Genomic DNA, 15,530 nt, shown 5'->3' with positions numbered 1-15,530 from the left:
GGCAGGTGCTGGTCGCACTGGCCGCCGACCTCGCCGAAACGGTCGCGGCGCTCGCCGACCTGGCCCCGGGGTCGCGGGCGACCCTGGCCAGGATGGTCGCCCACGGCAACACGGGGCACGCCCGCATCCCGGGCAAGCACGGGGCGGAGCCCACGGCATACGCCACCGTTCTCGTCGTGGTGCCCGACGAGCCGGGGGCACTGGGTCGTCTCTTCCAGGACATGGGCGACGCGGGCATCAACCTCGAGGACCTGCGCCTCGAGCACGGGGTCGGGGCGCCCTTCGGGATCGCCGAGCTGGCCGTGCTGCCGGCAGTGGGAGAGCGCCTCGAGGACGAGCTGCTGGCCCGCGGGTGGCGCGTCCACACGTGAGCGCGCGCGGGCTGTGTCCGGGCCGGACCGCGAGCACCACTAAACTCCCTCGAATGACCGACGCCTCCTCCCCACCCCTCACGATCGCCATCGACGGCCCCTCCGGCACCGGCAAGTCCAGCGTCTCCAAGGCCGTTGCCGCGCGGCTCGGCCTGGCCTTCCTGGACACGGGGGCGATGTACCGGGCGCTCACCTGGTGGTGCGTGCAGCGGCAGATCGACCTGGCGGACAAGGACGCCGTCGCCGCGGCAGCTCGCGACCTCCCGCTCGTGATGGGCACGGACCCGGCGGCTCCGTCGGTCACGGTCGACGGTGTCAGCGTGGACCAGGCGATCCGCACGACGTCGATCTCGGAGTCGGTCTCACAGGTGGCAACGAACCTTGACGTGCGCGAGGAGCTGCAGGACCGGCAGCGGGTGCTGATCCTCGAGGCGCGCCGCACGGTGGGCGGAGTCGTCGCCGAGGGCCGCGACATCACCACGGTCGTTGCCCCCGACGCCGAGGTGCGGGTCCTGCTCATGGCCGACGAGAGGGCGCGGCTCGCCCGTCGCTCGACCGAGCTGCACGGAGGCAGCGACCGGGCGTCGGTGGAGGCGACCCGCGAGCAGATCATCCGACGCGACCGCGACGACTCGACGGTCTCGCAGTTCATGGAGGCGGCGCCCGGGGTGGAGACCGTCGACACCTCTGCCCTGACCTTCGAGCAGTCGGTCGAGGCGGTCCTGGGCGTGGTGGCCACCAAGACCGGGCAGCACTGTGGCTGAACGCTACCCGGCGCCGCACCGACGCCGGTCGATCATCGGGTGGCGGCTCGGGCAGGTCGTCTTCCGCACGCTGTATGACGTGCAGGTGGTCGACAGGGACCGGGTGCCGCGGCGCGGAGCGGCAATCCTCGTGTCCAACCACCTCGGGTTCCTCGACGGCCCACTGCTGTTCGGCACAGCCCCCCGCGCCGCCAACATCATCGTCAAGAAGGAGCTGTTCCACGGTTTCGTCGGCTGGTTGCTGCGGGCCCTCGGCCAGATCCCGATCGACCGCACCACCGGTGACCGCAACGCCCTCATGACGGCCGTGTCGGCCCTCGATGACGACCGGGTGGTCGGGGTCTTTCCGGAAGGCACCCGCGGTCGCGGCGACGTCGCGCACATCCACCAGGGGGCGACGTGGCTCGCACTGCGCACCGGAGCCCCGGTCGTGCCGGTCACCTTGCTCGGCACCCGCAAGCGGGACGCCCGTGGCTCGCTGCCGGGCCCCAGGAGTCGGGTCATCGTGGCCTTCGGCGAGCCGTTCACCCTCAAGGGGCAGCCCGGACTCCCGGGTCGTGACCAGCGACGGATCGCTACCGAGCAGATGCGCGTCGCCATGACCGAGCACGTGCAGACCACCGTCGAGCGGGTCGGCATGGCGCTGCCGGAGCGACCACCGTCCGACGTGAGCGACAATGGGTAGTTCAACCCCCCGCACCACGACCTGAAGGGCCCCTGCCCGTGAACGAGCAGCAGACCGACACCCCCGCCGACGACGCGAGCGCCGCGCCGCCGCAGGACGACGGTGGGGGCGACGTCGAGCGCGTCCTGCGTGCGGGGCTGGAGGAGTTCGAGCTCAGCGACGAGGACCGCGACCTCATCGAGCGGGAAGACTCCGGCGCTGAGCTGGAGGCGGGGGAGACCCGACCCGTGGTGGCGGTCGTCGGCCGCCCGAACGTCGGCAAGTCGACCCTGGTCAACCGGATCCTCGGCCGCCGCGAGGCCGTGGTCGAGGACGTGCCCGGAGTGACTCGTGACCGGGTCGCCTACGACGCCGAGTGGACCGGCCACCGCTTCACGCTGGTCGACACCGGGGGATGGGAGGTGGACGCCCGCGGCATCCACCTGCGGGTCGCCGAGCAGGCGGAGGTCGCCGTCGAGATGGCGGACGTCGTCATGTTCGTCGTGGACGCGACGGTCGGCGCGACCGACACCGACGAGGCGGTCGTCAAGCTGGTGCGGCGGTCGGGCAAGCCCGTCGTGCTGGTCGCCAACAAGGTGGACGACCTGCGCGCGGAGGCCGACGCCGCCATGCTGTGGTCGCTCGGGCTCGGGCAGCCTTGGCCGGTCTCGGCGCTGCACGGCCGCGGCAGCGGAGACGTGCTCGACGCACTGCTCGAGGCCCTGCCCGACGTCTCGGGCGTCTCCGGTGCCTACTCACGGGGCGGCCCGCGACGCGTGGCGCTCCTCGGCCGGCCGAACGTCGGCAAGTCCAGCCTGCTCAACCAGCTCGCGGGGGAGGACCGGGTCGTGGTCGACCCCGTCGCCGGGACCACCCGCGACCCGGTCGACGAGATGATCGAGCTCGGCGGCAAGACCTGGCGGTTCGTCGACACCGCGGGAATCCGGCGCCGGGTGCACCAGACCCGCGGCGCGGACTTCTACGCCTCGCTACGCACCCAGACCGCACTCGAGAAGGCCGAGGTGGCGGTGGTGCTCATCGACGCCGAGGAACCGATCGCCGAGCAGGACGTGCGCGTGATCCAGCAGGTCGTCGACTCCGGCCGCGCCCTCGTCATCGCCTACAACAAGTGGGACCTGCTCGACGAGGAGCGCCGCTACTACCTCGAGCGCGAAATCGAGAAGGAGCTCGTGCAGGTGCCCTGGGCGCCCCGTGTCAACATCTCGGCCCGCACCGGCCGGCACATGGACCGGCTCGTCCCGGCGATCGAGACCGCACTGGACTCCTGGGACACGCGGATTCCGACCGGCCGCCTCAATGCCTTCCTGGGCGAGATCGTGGCCGGCCACCCGCACCCGGTGCGCTCCGGCAAGCAACCGCGGATCCTGTTCGCGACGCAGGCGTCGACCCGGCCGCCACGGTTCGTGGTCTTCGCGAGCGGCTTCCTCGAGGCCGGCTACCGCCGCTTCATCGAGCGGCGGTTGCGTGAGGAGTTCGGCTTCGAGGGCAGCCCGATCGAAGTGTCCGTCAGGGTGCGCGAGAAGCGTCGTCGCCGGTGAGTCACCACCCCGCCACGGCCGGGCCGGACATGCGCTGTGGCGATTCGGAACCGGGGGAGTGCGTGCGCTAGAGTTCTGATCGCTCCTTCGGGAGCTTCCCGGGACGTGGCGCAGCTTGGTAGCGCCCTCGACTGGTGGGGTTGATTGAGTTTGGCCCTCTGCCACGCCCGACAACTGAACAACGGGATGTGGCGCAGCTTGGTAGCGCACCTGACTGGGGGTCAGGGGGTCGCAGGTTCAAATCCTGTCATCCCGACTGGGAGCACTCGAGGTCGAGGGCCCACACAACAGGTCGGTGTGTGGGCCCTTGCCATGCCCCGAACCGGTGGGTGCGCAACGTTCCGGAGCGCGGCGGAGTAGATTAGTTAACCGAAGGCAACTAATCGCACGCTGGAGGCCTCGGTCGGGCCGCGGAGGGACACAGATGAGCGGACGGCATACCGAGTCGACGAGGGCACGAGCGCGACAGGAGAGGGCCGCGCGCGACGTCGTGAGCCCTCGTTACAAGTGGGTGGTGCTGTCCAACACCACGCTCGGGGTCCTGATGGCCACCATCAACATGTCGATCCTGCTGATCGCGCTGCCGGACATCTTCCGGGGTGTGGGCATCAACCCGCTCGAGCCGGGCAACACCAGTCTGCTGCTCTGGCTGATCATGGGTTACATGGTGGTCACCGCCGTGCTGGTGGTGGGCTTCGGGCGACTCGGGGACATGTACGGCCGGGTCAAGATGTACAACGCCGGGTTCGCGGTCTTCACCGTGTTCTCCATCCTGCTGTCGGTGACCTGGATGCACGGTACGCCGGCGGTGCTCTGGCTGATCCTGATGCGGATCCTGCAGGGGGTCGGCGGGGCGATGCTGATGGCCAACTCCAACGCGATCATCACCGACGCCTTCCCGGTCGACCAGCGCGGTCTGGGACTGGGCCTCAACCAGGTTGCCGGGATTGCCGGTTCGTTCATCGGGCTGATCGTCGGTGGCCTGCTCGCTCCCATCGAGTGGCACCTGGTCTTCCTGGTCTCGGTGCCGATCGGGGTGTTCGGCACGGTGTGGGCCTACCTCAAGCTGCACGACACGGGGGTGCGCAGACATGCGGAGATGGACTGGTGGGGCAACGCGACCTTCGCGGCGGGTCTGATCGCCGTCCTGGTCGGCATCACCTACGGCATCCAGCCCTACGGCGGGCACACCATGGGCTGGACCAACCCGTGGGTGCTCGTCGCGCTGGTCGGAGGGGTGATGGTGCTGGGCGTCTTCGGTGTCGTGGAGACGCGGGTCCGCGAGCCGATGTTCCACCTGGGACTGTTCCGGATCCGGGCCTTCCTGGCGGGCAACCTGGCAAGCCTGCTCGGGGCCCTGGGTCGCGGCGGCCTGATGTTCATCCTGATCATCTGGTTGCAGGGGATCTGGCTGCCCCAGCACGGCTACACCTTTGAGTCGACGCCGTTGTGGGCCGGCATCTACATGCTGCCGTTGACGGCGGGGTTCCTCGTCGCGGGTCCCACCTCGGGTTGGCTCTCCGACCGGTTCGGTGCCCGAACCTTCGCCACCGTCGGCATGCTGGTGGCCGCCGGCAGCTTCGTGTGGCTGCTGCTGCTTCCCGTCGACTTCGGCTACTGGCTGTTCGCCCTGGCCCTGCTGGTCAACGGCATCGGGATGGGGCTGTTCGCCGCGCCCAACCGCGCGGGCATCATGAACAGCCTCCCGCCGGGCCAGCGCGGCGTCGGCGCCGGGATGAGCACCACCTTCCAGAACTCCGCCATGGTGCTGTCCATCGGCATCTTCTTCTCGCTGATGATCACCGGCCTCGCGAGGTCACTCCCGCACACGCTGGCCACCGGCCTCACCGCTCAGGGCGTCCCGGCCGATGCCGCCGACAAGGTGGCGCAGCTCCCGCCGGTGGGGGTGCTCTTCTCCTCACTGCTCGGCTACAACCCGGTGCAGACGCTCCTCGGTCCGCAGGTCCTTGGCCAGCTGCCCGCCGCGAACGCGCACTACCTGACCGGTCGCAGCTTCTTCCCCTCGCTGATCTCCGGTCCCTTCTCCGACGGCCTGGGGGTCGCCTTCGCGTTTGCGATCGCGGCGTGCGTGATCGCTGCGCTGGCCTCGGCCCTGCGTGGCGGGAAGTACGTGCACACCGAGCGGCAGGAGCAGGCCCCCGGGAGCGCCGCCCCACAGCCCGCGGCCGTGGGGCACCGCGCCGCGGGGGGCGTTCGGGACGGCGTCCTCACCTCCTTGGCTGGTGGCGATCCCGACCGGCCCGCGGCACAGGGCCACCACGGTCTGAGGTAGCGGCTGGGCGGCGCTGGTCGTAGGGTCGAGTCAGTTCCCACTGGGAGGAGTGCAGACATGCACATCGCACGGTTTGTCGCACGGGCGTTCATCGGTGGTCTTTTCATCGGCCACGGAACGCAGAAGCTCTTCGGCTGGTTCGAGGGACCGGGAATGGAGGGCACCGAGGGGATGATGCGATCCCTGAGGCTGCACCCGACCCGCCGCAACGCGTTCGCTGCCGGTGCGACCGAGACGGCCGGCGGAGCGCTGCTGGCCGCCGGCCTGGCCACCCCGGTGGCCACTGCCGCCCTGACCGGTGTCATGGCCACCGCCATCCGCACGGTCCACCTGCCCAACGGGTTCTGGAACGCCAACGGCGGCTATGAGTTCAACGGCACGATCATCGCCGCGCTCACCGCCTTGGCCGAGACCGGTCCGGGCGACCTGTCGCTCGACGCGGTGATGGGCCGCAAGATGTCGGGTCCCTGGTGGGCGCTGGCCTCGCTGGCGACTGGCGTGGCGGCCTCCACGGCCGTGGTCGCCCTCGGGCGGCAGGCGGCACCCCCGCAGGTGCCCGACCCAGGGCCGTCTGCCGAAGGCAACCCCGACGGCGACGGAGCCGCGCCGGCCTGAGCGCGCGGCACCCGAGCTGCACCCGGTCAGAGGGGACGGAACGCGTCCCTGACCTTCACCCTGGCTCCCGTGCGGAGCACGGCGTTGCTGTAGATCCGGGCGGCGACCCAGATCAGCCCCGGGATCGCCAGCACGATGAGGGCGACCGCGAGCACCAGCTCCCAGGCCGGCACCCCGCCCATCGCCACCCGGATCGGCATCAGCGTCGGGGAGAAGACGGGCAGCCAGGAGAGCACGCGCACGACCCCGTTGGCGGGGTCGCTGGGCAGGACCGAGACCCCGATGACATAACCGAGGATGACGAGCATCAGGGGCGGCATCACGACACCGCCGACGTCCTCCTGACGCGAGACCAGGGCTCCGGCCGCCGCGAAGACCAGGGCGTAGGCGAAGAACCCAAGGACGAACCAGACGACCAGCCAGACCACCACACTCGCGGTGGCCGCGATCGAGATGGTCAGGACCCCGGTGGCGACGGCGGCGATCGCTCCGCCGCCGGCGATGACGACCATCTGTGCGAGTCCCAGCAAGCCGATGCCCAGGACCTTGCCGGCCATGAGCTGCCAGGGCCGGACCGCTGCCAGCAGCAGCTCGACGACGCGGCTGGACTTCTCCTCCACGACTCCCTGCGCCACGATCTGACCGTTCATCATCAGCGAGAGGTAGATGAGGACGCCGGCGATGACGCCCAGCGCCAGCTGATCCGGTGAGAACGTGCGCGGCGGCTCCAGGTTGGTCACCTGCGGATGGGCCGCCGCCACCGCCCGCTCGAAGGTCGCCGGGTCGCCGCCGAGCTTGGTGACCTGCTCGTGGATGGCGGTCTGCTGGGCCAGCGCGGTCACCGCCGCCTCGACGTCGCTGCCCAGCTCCCGCTTCGCCGTGACGTGGACCACGCCTCGAGGGTCGATGCGCACCAAGGCGTCGAGGTCGCCGTCGCGGACCTGCTGCCGTCCCGCGTCCGCACTCACCTTCCTGGTCTCCACTTCCAGGCCGGTCGCCTTCCCGCTCGCCGTGATCTGCTGTCCGACCGCCTGTCCGCCGACATAGCCGACAGTCGCGTCCGGGCCACCACCAGAGACCAACTTCATGACGACCACGAAGCCGACGACCGCGATCAGGGTGACCAGGGTGATGAGGCGCCAGGCCTTCGACTCCCACCGTGTGCGGATCTCACGGGTGGCCACGAGCCAGACCGGTCCGAAGCGCCCGGGGGCGGCGGAGGAGGTGCCCGTCATGCCGTCACCTCCTCGGAGACGACGTGGCGGAACAACTCGGCGAGCGAGGGCTGCCGCGGCGCGAACGAGCGGACCGGGCCGGTGGCGAGCGCCGCCTTCAGCACGGCCTGCTCGTCCGTGCCGGGCGACAGCTCGAGGACAGTCACCGTCCCGCCGCTGTCGTGGACGGCGACCCCGGCGAGCCCGTCGGCCCACCCCGGTCGCGCGCCGGGCGCATCGATGACCAGCTGCATCGCGCTGCCAGAGCGCAGTTCGTCAACCGTGCCGGCCGCCACGACCCGGCCACGGCGGACGATCGCGACCCGGTCGCACAGCCGCTCGACGAGCTCGAGCTGATGACTCGAGAAGATGACGGGGACCCCCCGGGCAGCGGTGTCACGCAGCACTTGGCTCATCACGTCCACGGCGATCGGGTCCAGGCCGGAGAACGGCTCGTCCAGCACGAGGAGGACGGGGTCGTGGACCATCGCCGCCGCCAGTTGCACGCGCTGCTGGTTGCCGAGGCTGAGCTTCTGCACCTCGCTGCCGCGGTAGTGGGCGATGCCGAGGCGTGCGAGCCACCGGTCCACCGAGGTGTCGGCGTCGGAGGATGACAGGCCGTGCAGCCGCGCCAGGTAGTGCAGCTGGTCGCCGACCCTCATCCGCGGGTAGAGCCCGCGCTCCTCAGGCATGTAACCGATCTGTCGCCGACCGTCGGCGGTGATGGGTGTGCCCTGCCACAGGACCTGCCCGGAGTCGGACGCCAGCACCCCCAGGATGATCCGCATCAGTGTGCTCTTGCCGGCGCCGTTGCTCCCGACGAACCCGAGGACCTCACCGGGCGCCAGGTCGAGCGACATGGCATCGGCAGCGAGCGTGTCGCCATACCGCTTGGTGACGTCGCGGACGGTCAGGCCGACACCAGGCGTGGGGGAAGCGGGCAGCAGGGACCCATCCTGCGAAGGTGGCATGCGCTCGAGACTCACAGGGGCGGTGCACAGGGTCAAGCAGATTCACAGCGTGTTGGGCGGGAGGTCGCCTACGCGGGAATCGCCGAGCACCGCTTAGGCTCTGGGGCGTGAGGGATGATGTCGGCGGGCCACCGTCGCAGCGGGCGCGGCCGGTCGACGGCCACGAGGGCCACCTCGTGGTGAGCAACCGGGTCCTGACCGTGCCCAACGTCCTGTCCCTGCTCCGGCTGGTCGGCGTGCCGCTGTTCCTGTGGCTGCTGATCGACGGCTCACACACCACCTGGGCGGCGGTGGTGCTCATGGTCTCGGGGGTCACCGACTACCTCGACGGCAAGATCGCGCGGCGCTACGGGCTGGTCACCCGCGTCGGCCAGGTCCTCGATCCGCTCGCGGACCGCCTCTACATCCTGGCGACGTTGCTCGGACTCGGCTGGGTCGACGCGATCCCGTGGTGGCTGGTGGGCGTGCTGCTCGCGCGCGAGGTCTTCATCGCCGCGCTGGGTCCGGTGCTCCGGGCCCACCACCTTCCGCTGCCACCCGTCCACTTCATCGGCAAGGCAGCCACGTTCAACCTGCTCAGCGCCTTCCCCCTCATCCTGCTCGGCCAGGGTGGGAGCACGGCGGCGACGGTGGTCCTGGTCATCGGCTGGGCCTTCGCCTGGTGGGGAACGGTCCTCTACTGGGTTGCCGGGATCATGTATGCCGTGCACGTGCGCCAGATGGTGCGTGACGCCGCGGGCGGCCGGGAGCGACGGTGAGCGACCAGTCCGCACCGGCCGCGCGTCGCCCGGTCGACGCCTCGATGACCCTGCTCAACGAGATGATGCGCCGACCCCTCGATCCGGGGTATGCCGCCGAGGCCGACGCCCGGGAGCGCGCGGGCAGGCCCCGGACGTCGGGCACGCGGACCCCGATGCTGCTGCTCACGGCGGTCGTCATCGGCTTCCTCGTGGCCGTGGCGGCGTTGTCCCTGCGGGTGCCGACCACCGCCGCCGCCGAGGCCAAGCAGCGCCTGATCGCCCAGATCGAGTCCCGGCAGGCGGATGGTGACCGGCAGGCCGCCACCATCGCGGCGCTGCGGGCGCAGATCCAGCAGGCCCAGCAGCAGGCGCTGGTCCGGGGCCACGAGTCCCAGCTCGCGGAGCAGCTCACCGCGACCGCGCGAGGAGTCGGCGCCGTGCCCCTGACCGGGCCGGGAGTGCTCCTGACCATCGACGACGCCAGGCCGGACCAGGCCGCGGCAGACGGCGACGTCGACCCCAGGACCCAGACGGAGGAGAACGCCGGACGGGTCACGTCGGGGGACCTGCAGATCATCGTCAACGGCTTGTGGAAGGCGGGGGCGGAGGCGGTCTCGATCAACGGGCAACGGCTCACCGCCCAGTCCGCGATCCGGTTCGCCGGTGAGGCGATCCTGGTCAACTTCCGGCCGTTGACCCGGCCCTACGTGATCACAGCGATCGGCGACCCCGATACGATGCCCACCACCTTCTCGCGGGGCAGCGGCGGGCACTACCTCTCGTCGCTGCAGGAGACCTTCGGCATCCAGGCGACGGTCAAGACGGAGCAGTCGCTGCAGGTCCCGGCGTCACCGTCCCTGCAGCTGCGCGTGGCCAAGCCCGTGCCCACGAGGAGCACCACCTCGACCCCACCGACCACGCCCACCTCCGAGGACGCATCGTGATCCCAGCCATCGGCATGGTCGTCGGCATCCTCGTCGGGCTGCTGTTCCATCCCACCGTGCCGGTGTGGATGCAGCCCTACCTGCCGATCGCGGTGATCGCCGCCCTGGACGCCGTCTTCGGCGCGGTCCGGGCGGTGCTCGACGGCATCTTCAACGACAAGGTCTTCGTCATCTCGTTCCTGTCCAACGTGGTCGTCGCCGCCTTCATCGTCTTCCTCGGCGACCAGCTCGGGGTGGGTTCGCAGCTGTCCACGGGGGTCGTGGTCGTGCTCGGCATCCGGATCTTCTCCAACGTGGCGAGCATCCGTCGACACCTCTTCCACGCATGAACCACCCCACACGGAGCCGCGGCGACGATGAGCGGCGAGAAGGAAGCGGAGCGAACCCGCCGCCGAGGAGCGCGACCACGAGCATGAGCGGCGGCGCGACCGGGTGGCGCCGGCTCGTGCGCATGGGCGCGCCGCGCGCCACCAAGGCGAACGCGCTGGCCACCGTCCTCGCCCTGCTGCTGGGCTTCGCCATCGTGACCCAGGTGCGCCAGACCCGCTCGGAGGGCCTGGACGCCCTGCGCCAGACCGAGCTGGTCGGCCTCCTCGACGACGTGAGCCAGCGGTCCGACCGGCTCGACAAGGACGCGGCGCAGCTGCGGCGCACCCGCGACGAGCTGGTCAGCGGTGGGGCCAGCGACCGCGAGGCCCGCAAGGCCGCGAGGGAGCGGCTGTCCTCGCTGGAGGTCCTCGCGGGCACGGTCCCCGCCAAGGGCCCGGGGATCACCATCACCATCGGCGATCCGCGTCACGAGATCACCGACTCGGTCCTGCTCGACGCGTTGCAGGAACTGCGGGACGCGGGCGCGGAGGCGGTGCAGATCGGTCCGGTGCGCGTCGTCGCGAGCACCTACTTCGGCACGGCCCAGGACGGGACGGTGCAGGTGGACGGTGTGGGCGTGCGACCGCCATACCGGATCCTGGCGATCGGTGACCCGCACACCATGGCGGCGGCGATGGCGATCCCCGGCGGGCTGGCGGAGAACGTGCGTCAGCTCGGGGGACACCCCACCATCACCCAATCGCAGACCATCCACATCGATGCATTGCACTCGCCTCCCGCGCATCGTTACGCTCAGCCGGTACCCACGGCCACCCCCACCCAGTGACCCGTCACCCTTCTCGAGGAGCGTCATGAGCGATTTGGACTACCCGCAGGATCTGCGTTACACCGCAGAGCACGAGTGGGTGCGCGACCAGGGCGACGGCGTGGCTCGGGTTGGCATCACGGCCTTCGCTCAGGACGCGCTCGGTGACGTCGTCTACGTGAGCCTGCCCTCGGTGGGGGACACCATCGCAGTCGGGGACGCGTGCGGTGAGGTGGAGTCGACCAAGTCGGTCAGCGACCTCTACGCGCCACTCGCCGGTGAAGTGGTCGGGGTCAACGAGGGACTCGACGCCGCCCCCGAGCAGATCAACACCGACCCCTACGGCGAGGGCTGGATGTATGACGTGAAGCTCGCCGACCCGGACGCAACGGAGGAGCTGCTCGACGTCGAGGCTTACCGCGCCCAGCTCGGCTGAGCCTCGGCGCGGAGCCGGGTCCCGGCCGGCTCCGCAGACGCACCGGGCAGGATGCCGACTTCTCGCCCGGGTTGACCCGGAATCGGTGGATACCCCTCACGCGGCGGGGCCGCCGTCATCTAGGGTTGAGGTGTCGGCGCCCCTTCCGCCAGTCCCGCCGCCCCGAAAGCAGGTGCCCTTCATGACCGAGCACGATTCCGAGCACCCGTCCTCGTCGTCAAGCGACCGGACGACGGTGCACCTGCCCGGCGTCGAAGAGCCGGAGCTGCGGGAGAAGGCGTTCGAGGGCGAACCGCCTCTTCCATCGGAGGACCAGGCAACCATCGAGGCGCTCCGCCCCGGCACGGCGCTGCTGGTGGTGCTGCGTGGACCCAACACCGGCGCGCGGTTCCTGCTGGACGCGCAGGAAATCACCGTCGGGCGCAACCCCGACAGCGACATCTTCCTCGACGACGTGACCGTTTCCCGCAAGCACGCCGTCTTCCGCCGCGAGGGTGACGGCTACGCCGTCGCAGACGTCGGTTCGCTCAACGGCAGCTACGTCAACCGCGAGCGTATCGACCAGGCCACGCTGGTCACGGGCGACGAGGTGCAGATCGGCAAGTTCCGGCTGGTCTACTACGGCGCGGCCCGACGCGGTCAGTGAGTGCCCGCGGGCTGAGCATCGGCGCCGTCCTCGCCCAGCTGCAGCCGGAATTCCCCGACGTCAGCATCTCCAAGATTCGCTTCCTGGAGGCCGAGGGGCTGATCACGCCGCAACGCACCGGGTCGGGCTACCGCTCCTTCTCCCCGGAGGATGTGGAGCGACTGCGCTACATCCTCACCGCCCAGCGCGACCGGTTCTGGCCGCTCAAGGTGATCCGCGAGGCGCTGGGCGCGCTCGATCGGGGCCTCACGCCTCCGGGTGACGGATCAGGCGGTGCCCGACCGGCCGTACCTCCGGCCGAGCCGGACCCGACCCTCCCGACTCCTGAGCAGTTGCGTCCGCGCTCTGACCTCCGGCTGACCGCTGCCGAGCTGCGCGAGGCCGCCGAGCTCGACGGCCCGACCTTCGAGGCCCTCTCCACCTTCGGGCTCCTGCGCACGGACGGGGACGGTCACTACGGCGAGGGCGATCTGGCCGTGGCCCGCGCGGCCGGCGCGCTCGCGGCATACGGCGTCGAACCACGACACCTGCGGCCCTTCCGCACCGCTGCCGACCGCGAGATCGGCCTGGTGCAGCAGGTGGTCAGCCCCCTGCGCCGGCGTCGGGGCAGCGCGCCGGCGCACGGCACGGCGGAGGACCCCACGACCGAGGTCCTGGCCTGGTGCGTGGCGCTGCACACCGGGTTGGTGCGGTCCGGCCTGGCCTCGGGCTGACCGATTGCCCTGAGCGGCCGCACGATCCGCCGCTGAACCCGCCGCCTCGCGCGAGGACACGGGCTGCCCGAGCGGGTACGGTGAAGGGGTGAGAGAGCTCGATGTCCTCGGCGTCCGCGTCGAGATGCCGACCAACAACCCGATCGTGCTGCTGCGGGAGCGCGGCGGCGAGCGCTACCTGCCCATCTGGATCGGCGCGCCGGAGGCCACCGCGATCGCCTACGCGCAGCAGGGGGTCGAGCCGCCTCGGCCGTTGACGCACGACCTGATGAAGAACCTCCTGGACGCCCTCGGTCACACGTTGACCGAGGTCCGCATCGTGGCCCTCACGGACAACATCTACTTCGCCAGCCTAGTCGTCGACGGAGGGGTCGAGATCAGCGCTCGGTCCTCCGACGCCATCGCCCTGGCCCTGCGCACCGGCAGCCGCATCCTGGTCGAGGACAGCCTGCTGGACGAGGCCGGCGTCGCGATCACCCCGGACGAGGACGACGAGGTCGAGCGCTTCCGTGAGTTCCTGGACCACGTCACGCCCGAAGACTTCGAACAGGGCGGCGAACCACCGCCGTGACCCGAGTCCATTCATCCTCTACCTCAACTTGACGGTGAGGGTGTCGACACGCCGGGACAGTTCGCGTCAGGGTGATTGACGTGGCACCGGCCCGACCGTAACGTCTGCAGAAATCACCACGGTGTCGTTTCCGTCGGCCGCCTCCCGCGTCCCACTGAGTCCCACGGCACCACGGACACGGAGGTATGGCGTGAGCTCCACCGGACACGCGCAGCAACCGGCCCAGAAGGTGCCCGCTGCCGCCCAGGGCCTGTTGTTCACCGACGACCTCCCCGAGCTGCGCGAAGACGTCGGCTACCGAGGACCGACGGCCTGCCGGGCGACCGGCGTGACCTACCGGCAGCTGGACTACTGGGCGCGCACCGGCCTGCTCGAGCCGACGGTGCGCAACCCGTCCGGCTCCGGCACCCAGCGGCTCTACAGCTTTCGCGACATCCTGGTCCTCAAGATCATCAAGCGACTCCTGGACACCGGCGTCTCGCTGCAGCAGATCCGGGTCGCGGTGACCCAGCTGCGTGAGCGCGGCGTGTCCGAGCTGGCCGAGATCACCCTGATGAGCGATGGTGCCAGCGTCTATGAGTGCACGTCAGACGACGAGGTCATCGACCTGGTCAAGGGCGGGCAGGGCGTCTTCGGCATCGCGGTGGGCAAGGTCTGGCACGAGGTCGAGGGCGAGCTCGCGCAGCTGCCGGGCGAGCGGGCCGACGACGACGTACCGGCTGCCCACCCCGACGATGAGCTGCGTGCCCGTCGCCAGGCCCGCAAGACCGGCTGAGCGGCGACGCAGGGCAGCGAGGATGGAGCGCAGCGACCCCGCTGCCAAGGAGCGCGACCACAGGCGCTGAGCGGCGACGCAGGGCAGCGACCCCGCTGTCAAGGAGCGCGACGCCGTGGCCGGGAAGAGCGTGTGGCGCTGATAGATTGTGGCCGCTGACAACCCTGCGTGGGAGAGACCTCGCCGCACCGGCGAGGCGCCGAAGGGGCAAACTCCCCGGAACCTCTCAGGCGCCAGGACCACGTGGGTGAGGCAACTCTGGAACCAGGCACCCGGCATACCGTCGTCTGCACGGTGACAGAGGGGGAGGCGCCAGCCACGCCTGCGACAGGAGCCCTCGTGTCCGACCACGTCACCCCCACTTCCGCCACCGACGACCTCTTCGCCAGCCCCGACTTCGTGTCCCGTCACGTCGGCCCGTCGAGCTCCGACGTCGAGACGATGCTCCGAGCCATCGGGCAGCCGTCGATCGAGGCGATGCTCGAGACCGCGATGCCTTCGCAGATCCGCAGCGCCGAGCCGCTGCGGGTCGAGCCCGCCCCCTCCGAGCCGGCGGTCATCGAGGAGCTGCGTGGCCTGGCCGCGCGCAACACCGTGCTCACCTCGATGATCGGCCTCGGCTACTACGGCACCCACACCCCGGCGGTGATCCGGCGCAACATCCTCGAGAACCCGGCGTGGTACACCGCCTACACCCCCTACCAGCCCGAGATCTCCCAGGGACGGCTCGAGGCGCTGCTCAACTTCCAGACCATCGTCAGCGATCTGACCGGATTGCCGACCGCGGGGGCGTCGCTGCTCGACGAGGGGACGGCTGCGGCCGAGGCGATGACCCTGATGCGCCGGGCCAGCAAGGCCCCGAGCGATGCCGTGCTGCTCGTGGATCGGCACACCATGCCGCAGTCGGTCGCCGTGATCTCGACCCGTGCCGAGCCGTTGGGTCTCGACGTCGTCGTGGCCGACCTCGAAGGCGTCTCCGACCAGGAGTCGCTGGAGCGAGCGGCCGGCGGCCGGTCGGTGTTCGGCGTGCTGGTGCAGTACCCCGGCGCCGACGGGCAGGTCCGGGACTGGCAGGCGCTGACGGAGGCGGCCCACGCCGCCGGTGCGCTGGTGACGGCG

16 protein-coding genes, 1 tRNA gene, 2 pseudogenes and 1 riboswitch are annotated in these 15,530 nt (G+C 70.7%); of the genes and pseudogenes, 17 read left to right on the top strand and 2 right to left on the bottom strand.

Going from position 1 to position 15,530, the window contains the following annotated elements; genetic code table 11:
- The 7 genes and pseudogenes from FRW57_RS23080 to FRW57_RS07675 all read left to right on the top strand — a co-directional run.
- Positions 1-371 (top strand): annotated as a pseudogene (locus FRW57_RS23080) (prephenate dehydrogenase); the annotation flags it as partial.
- 53 nt (positions 372-424) lie between these two features.
- Positions 425-1,135, top strand: a complete 711-nt coding sequence (gene cmk, locus FRW57_RS07700) for a (d)CMP kinase (protein ID WP_137120817.1) — start codon at positions 425-427, stop codon at positions 1,133-1,135.
- Positions 1,128-1,820 carry a lysophospholipid acyltransferase family protein gene (locus FRW57_RS07695; RefSeq protein ID WP_137120818.1) on the top strand — a complete coding sequence of 231 codons (693 nt, stop codon included), beginning with the start codon at positions 1,128-1,130 and terminating at the stop codon, positions 1,818-1,820. Before cmk ends, FRW57_RS07695 begins: the two co-directional genes overlap by 8 nt.
- Positions 1,821-1,945: 125 nt before the next feature.
- Positions 1,946-3,358, top strand: coding sequence for a ribosome biogenesis GTPase Der (gene der / locus FRW57_RS07690; RefSeq protein ID WP_238999368.1), 1,413 nt, complete (start codon positions 1,946-1,948; stop codon positions 3,356-3,358).
- Between the two features lie 182 nt (positions 3,359-3,540).
- Positions 3,541-3,614: transfer RNA gene (locus FRW57_RS07685), tRNA-Pro, on the top strand.
- A gap of 168 nt (positions 3,615-3,782) precedes the next feature.
- On the top strand, positions 3,783-5,651 hold the full coding sequence (locus FRW57_RS07680; RefSeq protein WP_152185724.1) for an MFS transporter: 1,869 nt from the start codon (positions 3,783-3,785) through the stop codon (positions 5,649-5,651).
- Positions 5,652-5,708: 57 nt separating this feature from the next.
- On the top strand, positions 5,709-6,266 hold the full coding sequence (locus FRW57_RS07675) for a DoxX family protein (RefSeq protein WP_152185723.1): 558 nt from the start codon (positions 5,709-5,711) through the stop codon (positions 6,264-6,266).
- A gap of 26 nt (positions 6,267-6,292) precedes the next feature.
- Here the strand turns inward: FRW57_RS07675 and FRW57_RS07670 are convergent, their stop codons facing one another.
- Together FRW57_RS07670 and FRW57_RS07665 are read right to left on the bottom strand one after the other, a co-directional pair.
- The gene (locus tag FRW57_RS07670; RefSeq protein WP_152185722.1) at positions 6,293-7,501 is read right to left on the bottom strand and encodes an ABC transporter permease; all 1,209 of its coding nucleotides are present in this window, start codon (positions 7,499-7,501) and stop codon (positions 6,293-6,295) included.
- Positions 7,498-8,451, bottom strand: coding sequence for an ABC transporter ATP-binding protein (locus FRW57_RS07665; protein WP_137120823.1), 954 nt, complete (start codon positions 8,449-8,451; stop codon positions 7,498-7,500). Before FRW57_RS07665 ends, FRW57_RS07670 begins: the two co-directional genes overlap by 4 nt.
- A 107-nt stretch (positions 8,452-8,558) precedes the next feature.
- Between FRW57_RS07665 and clsA the strand changes: the two genes are divergently transcribed.
- From clsA to FRW57_RS07615, 10 genes and pseudogenes are all read left to right on the top strand, one after another.
- Positions 8,559-9,209: a cardiolipin synthase ClsA gene (clsA, locus tag FRW57_RS07660; RefSeq protein WP_338055358.1), complete on the top strand. Its 651-nt coding sequence runs from the start codon at positions 8,559-8,561 to the stop codon at positions 9,207-9,209.
- Entirely contained in the window at positions 9,206-10,135 is a 930-nt protein-coding gene (locus tag FRW57_RS07655; RefSeq protein WP_238999367.1) for a DUF881 domain-containing protein, read from the top strand. The genes clsA and FRW57_RS07655 overlap by 4 nt, the downstream gene beginning before the upstream one ends.
- Positions 10,132-10,464, top strand: coding sequence for a small basic family protein (locus tag FRW57_RS07650; protein WP_137120825.1), 333 nt, complete (start codon positions 10,132-10,134; stop codon positions 10,462-10,464). The genes FRW57_RS07655 and FRW57_RS07650 overlap by 4 nt, the downstream gene beginning before the upstream one ends.
- A gap of 83 nt (positions 10,465-10,547) precedes the next feature.
- Positions 10,548-11,291 (top strand): DUF881 domain-containing protein, encoded by a 744-nt coding sequence (locus FRW57_RS07645; RefSeq protein ID WP_152185721.1) that lies wholly within the window; start codon positions 10,548-10,550, stop codon positions 11,289-11,291.
- Between the two features lie 25 nt (positions 11,292-11,316).
- On the top strand, positions 11,317-11,706 hold the full coding sequence (gene gcvH / locus FRW57_RS07640) for a glycine cleavage system protein GcvH (protein WP_152185720.1): 390 nt from the start codon (positions 11,317-11,319) through the stop codon (positions 11,704-11,706).
- A gap of 181 nt (positions 11,707-11,887) precedes the next feature.
- Positions 11,888-12,352 carry an FHA domain-containing protein gene (locus FRW57_RS07635; RefSeq protein ID WP_137120828.1) on the top strand — a complete coding sequence of 155 codons (465 nt, stop codon included), beginning with the start codon at positions 11,888-11,890 and terminating at the stop codon, positions 12,350-12,352.
- Positions 12,349-13,065 (top strand): transcriptional regulator FtsR, encoded by a 717-nt coding sequence (ftsR, locus tag FRW57_RS07630; RefSeq protein WP_152185719.1) that lies wholly within the window; start codon positions 12,349-12,351, stop codon positions 13,063-13,065. Before FRW57_RS07635 ends, ftsR begins: the two co-directional genes overlap by 4 nt.
- An 88-nt stretch (positions 13,066-13,153) precedes the next feature.
- Positions 13,154-13,636, top strand: a complete 483-nt coding sequence (locus tag FRW57_RS07625; protein WP_152185718.1) for a bifunctional nuclease family protein — start codon at positions 13,154-13,156, stop codon at positions 13,634-13,636.
- A 190-nt stretch (positions 13,637-13,826) separates the two neighbouring features.
- Complete coding sequence (locus FRW57_RS07620; protein ID WP_137120831.1) at positions 13,827-14,411, top strand: MerR family transcriptional regulator; 585 nt, start codon at positions 13,827-13,829, stop codon at positions 14,409-14,411.
- A gap of 159 nt (positions 14,412-14,570) precedes the next feature.
- A riboswitch (glycine riboswitch) is annotated at positions 14,571-14,663 on the top strand.
- Between the two features lie 87 nt (positions 14,664-14,750).
- A pseudogene (locus FRW57_RS07615) lies at positions 14,751-15,530 on the top strand (glycine dehydrogenase (aminomethyl-transferring)); the annotation flags it as partial.

It is taken from the genome of Segeticoccus rhizosphaerae (genome assembly GCF_009192725.1).
Lineage (GTDB): Bacteria > Actinomycetota > Actinomycetes > Actinomycetales > Dermatophilaceae > Segeticoccus > Segeticoccus rhizosphaerae.
This window is presented reverse-complemented; position numbering and strand designations above follow the sequence as displayed.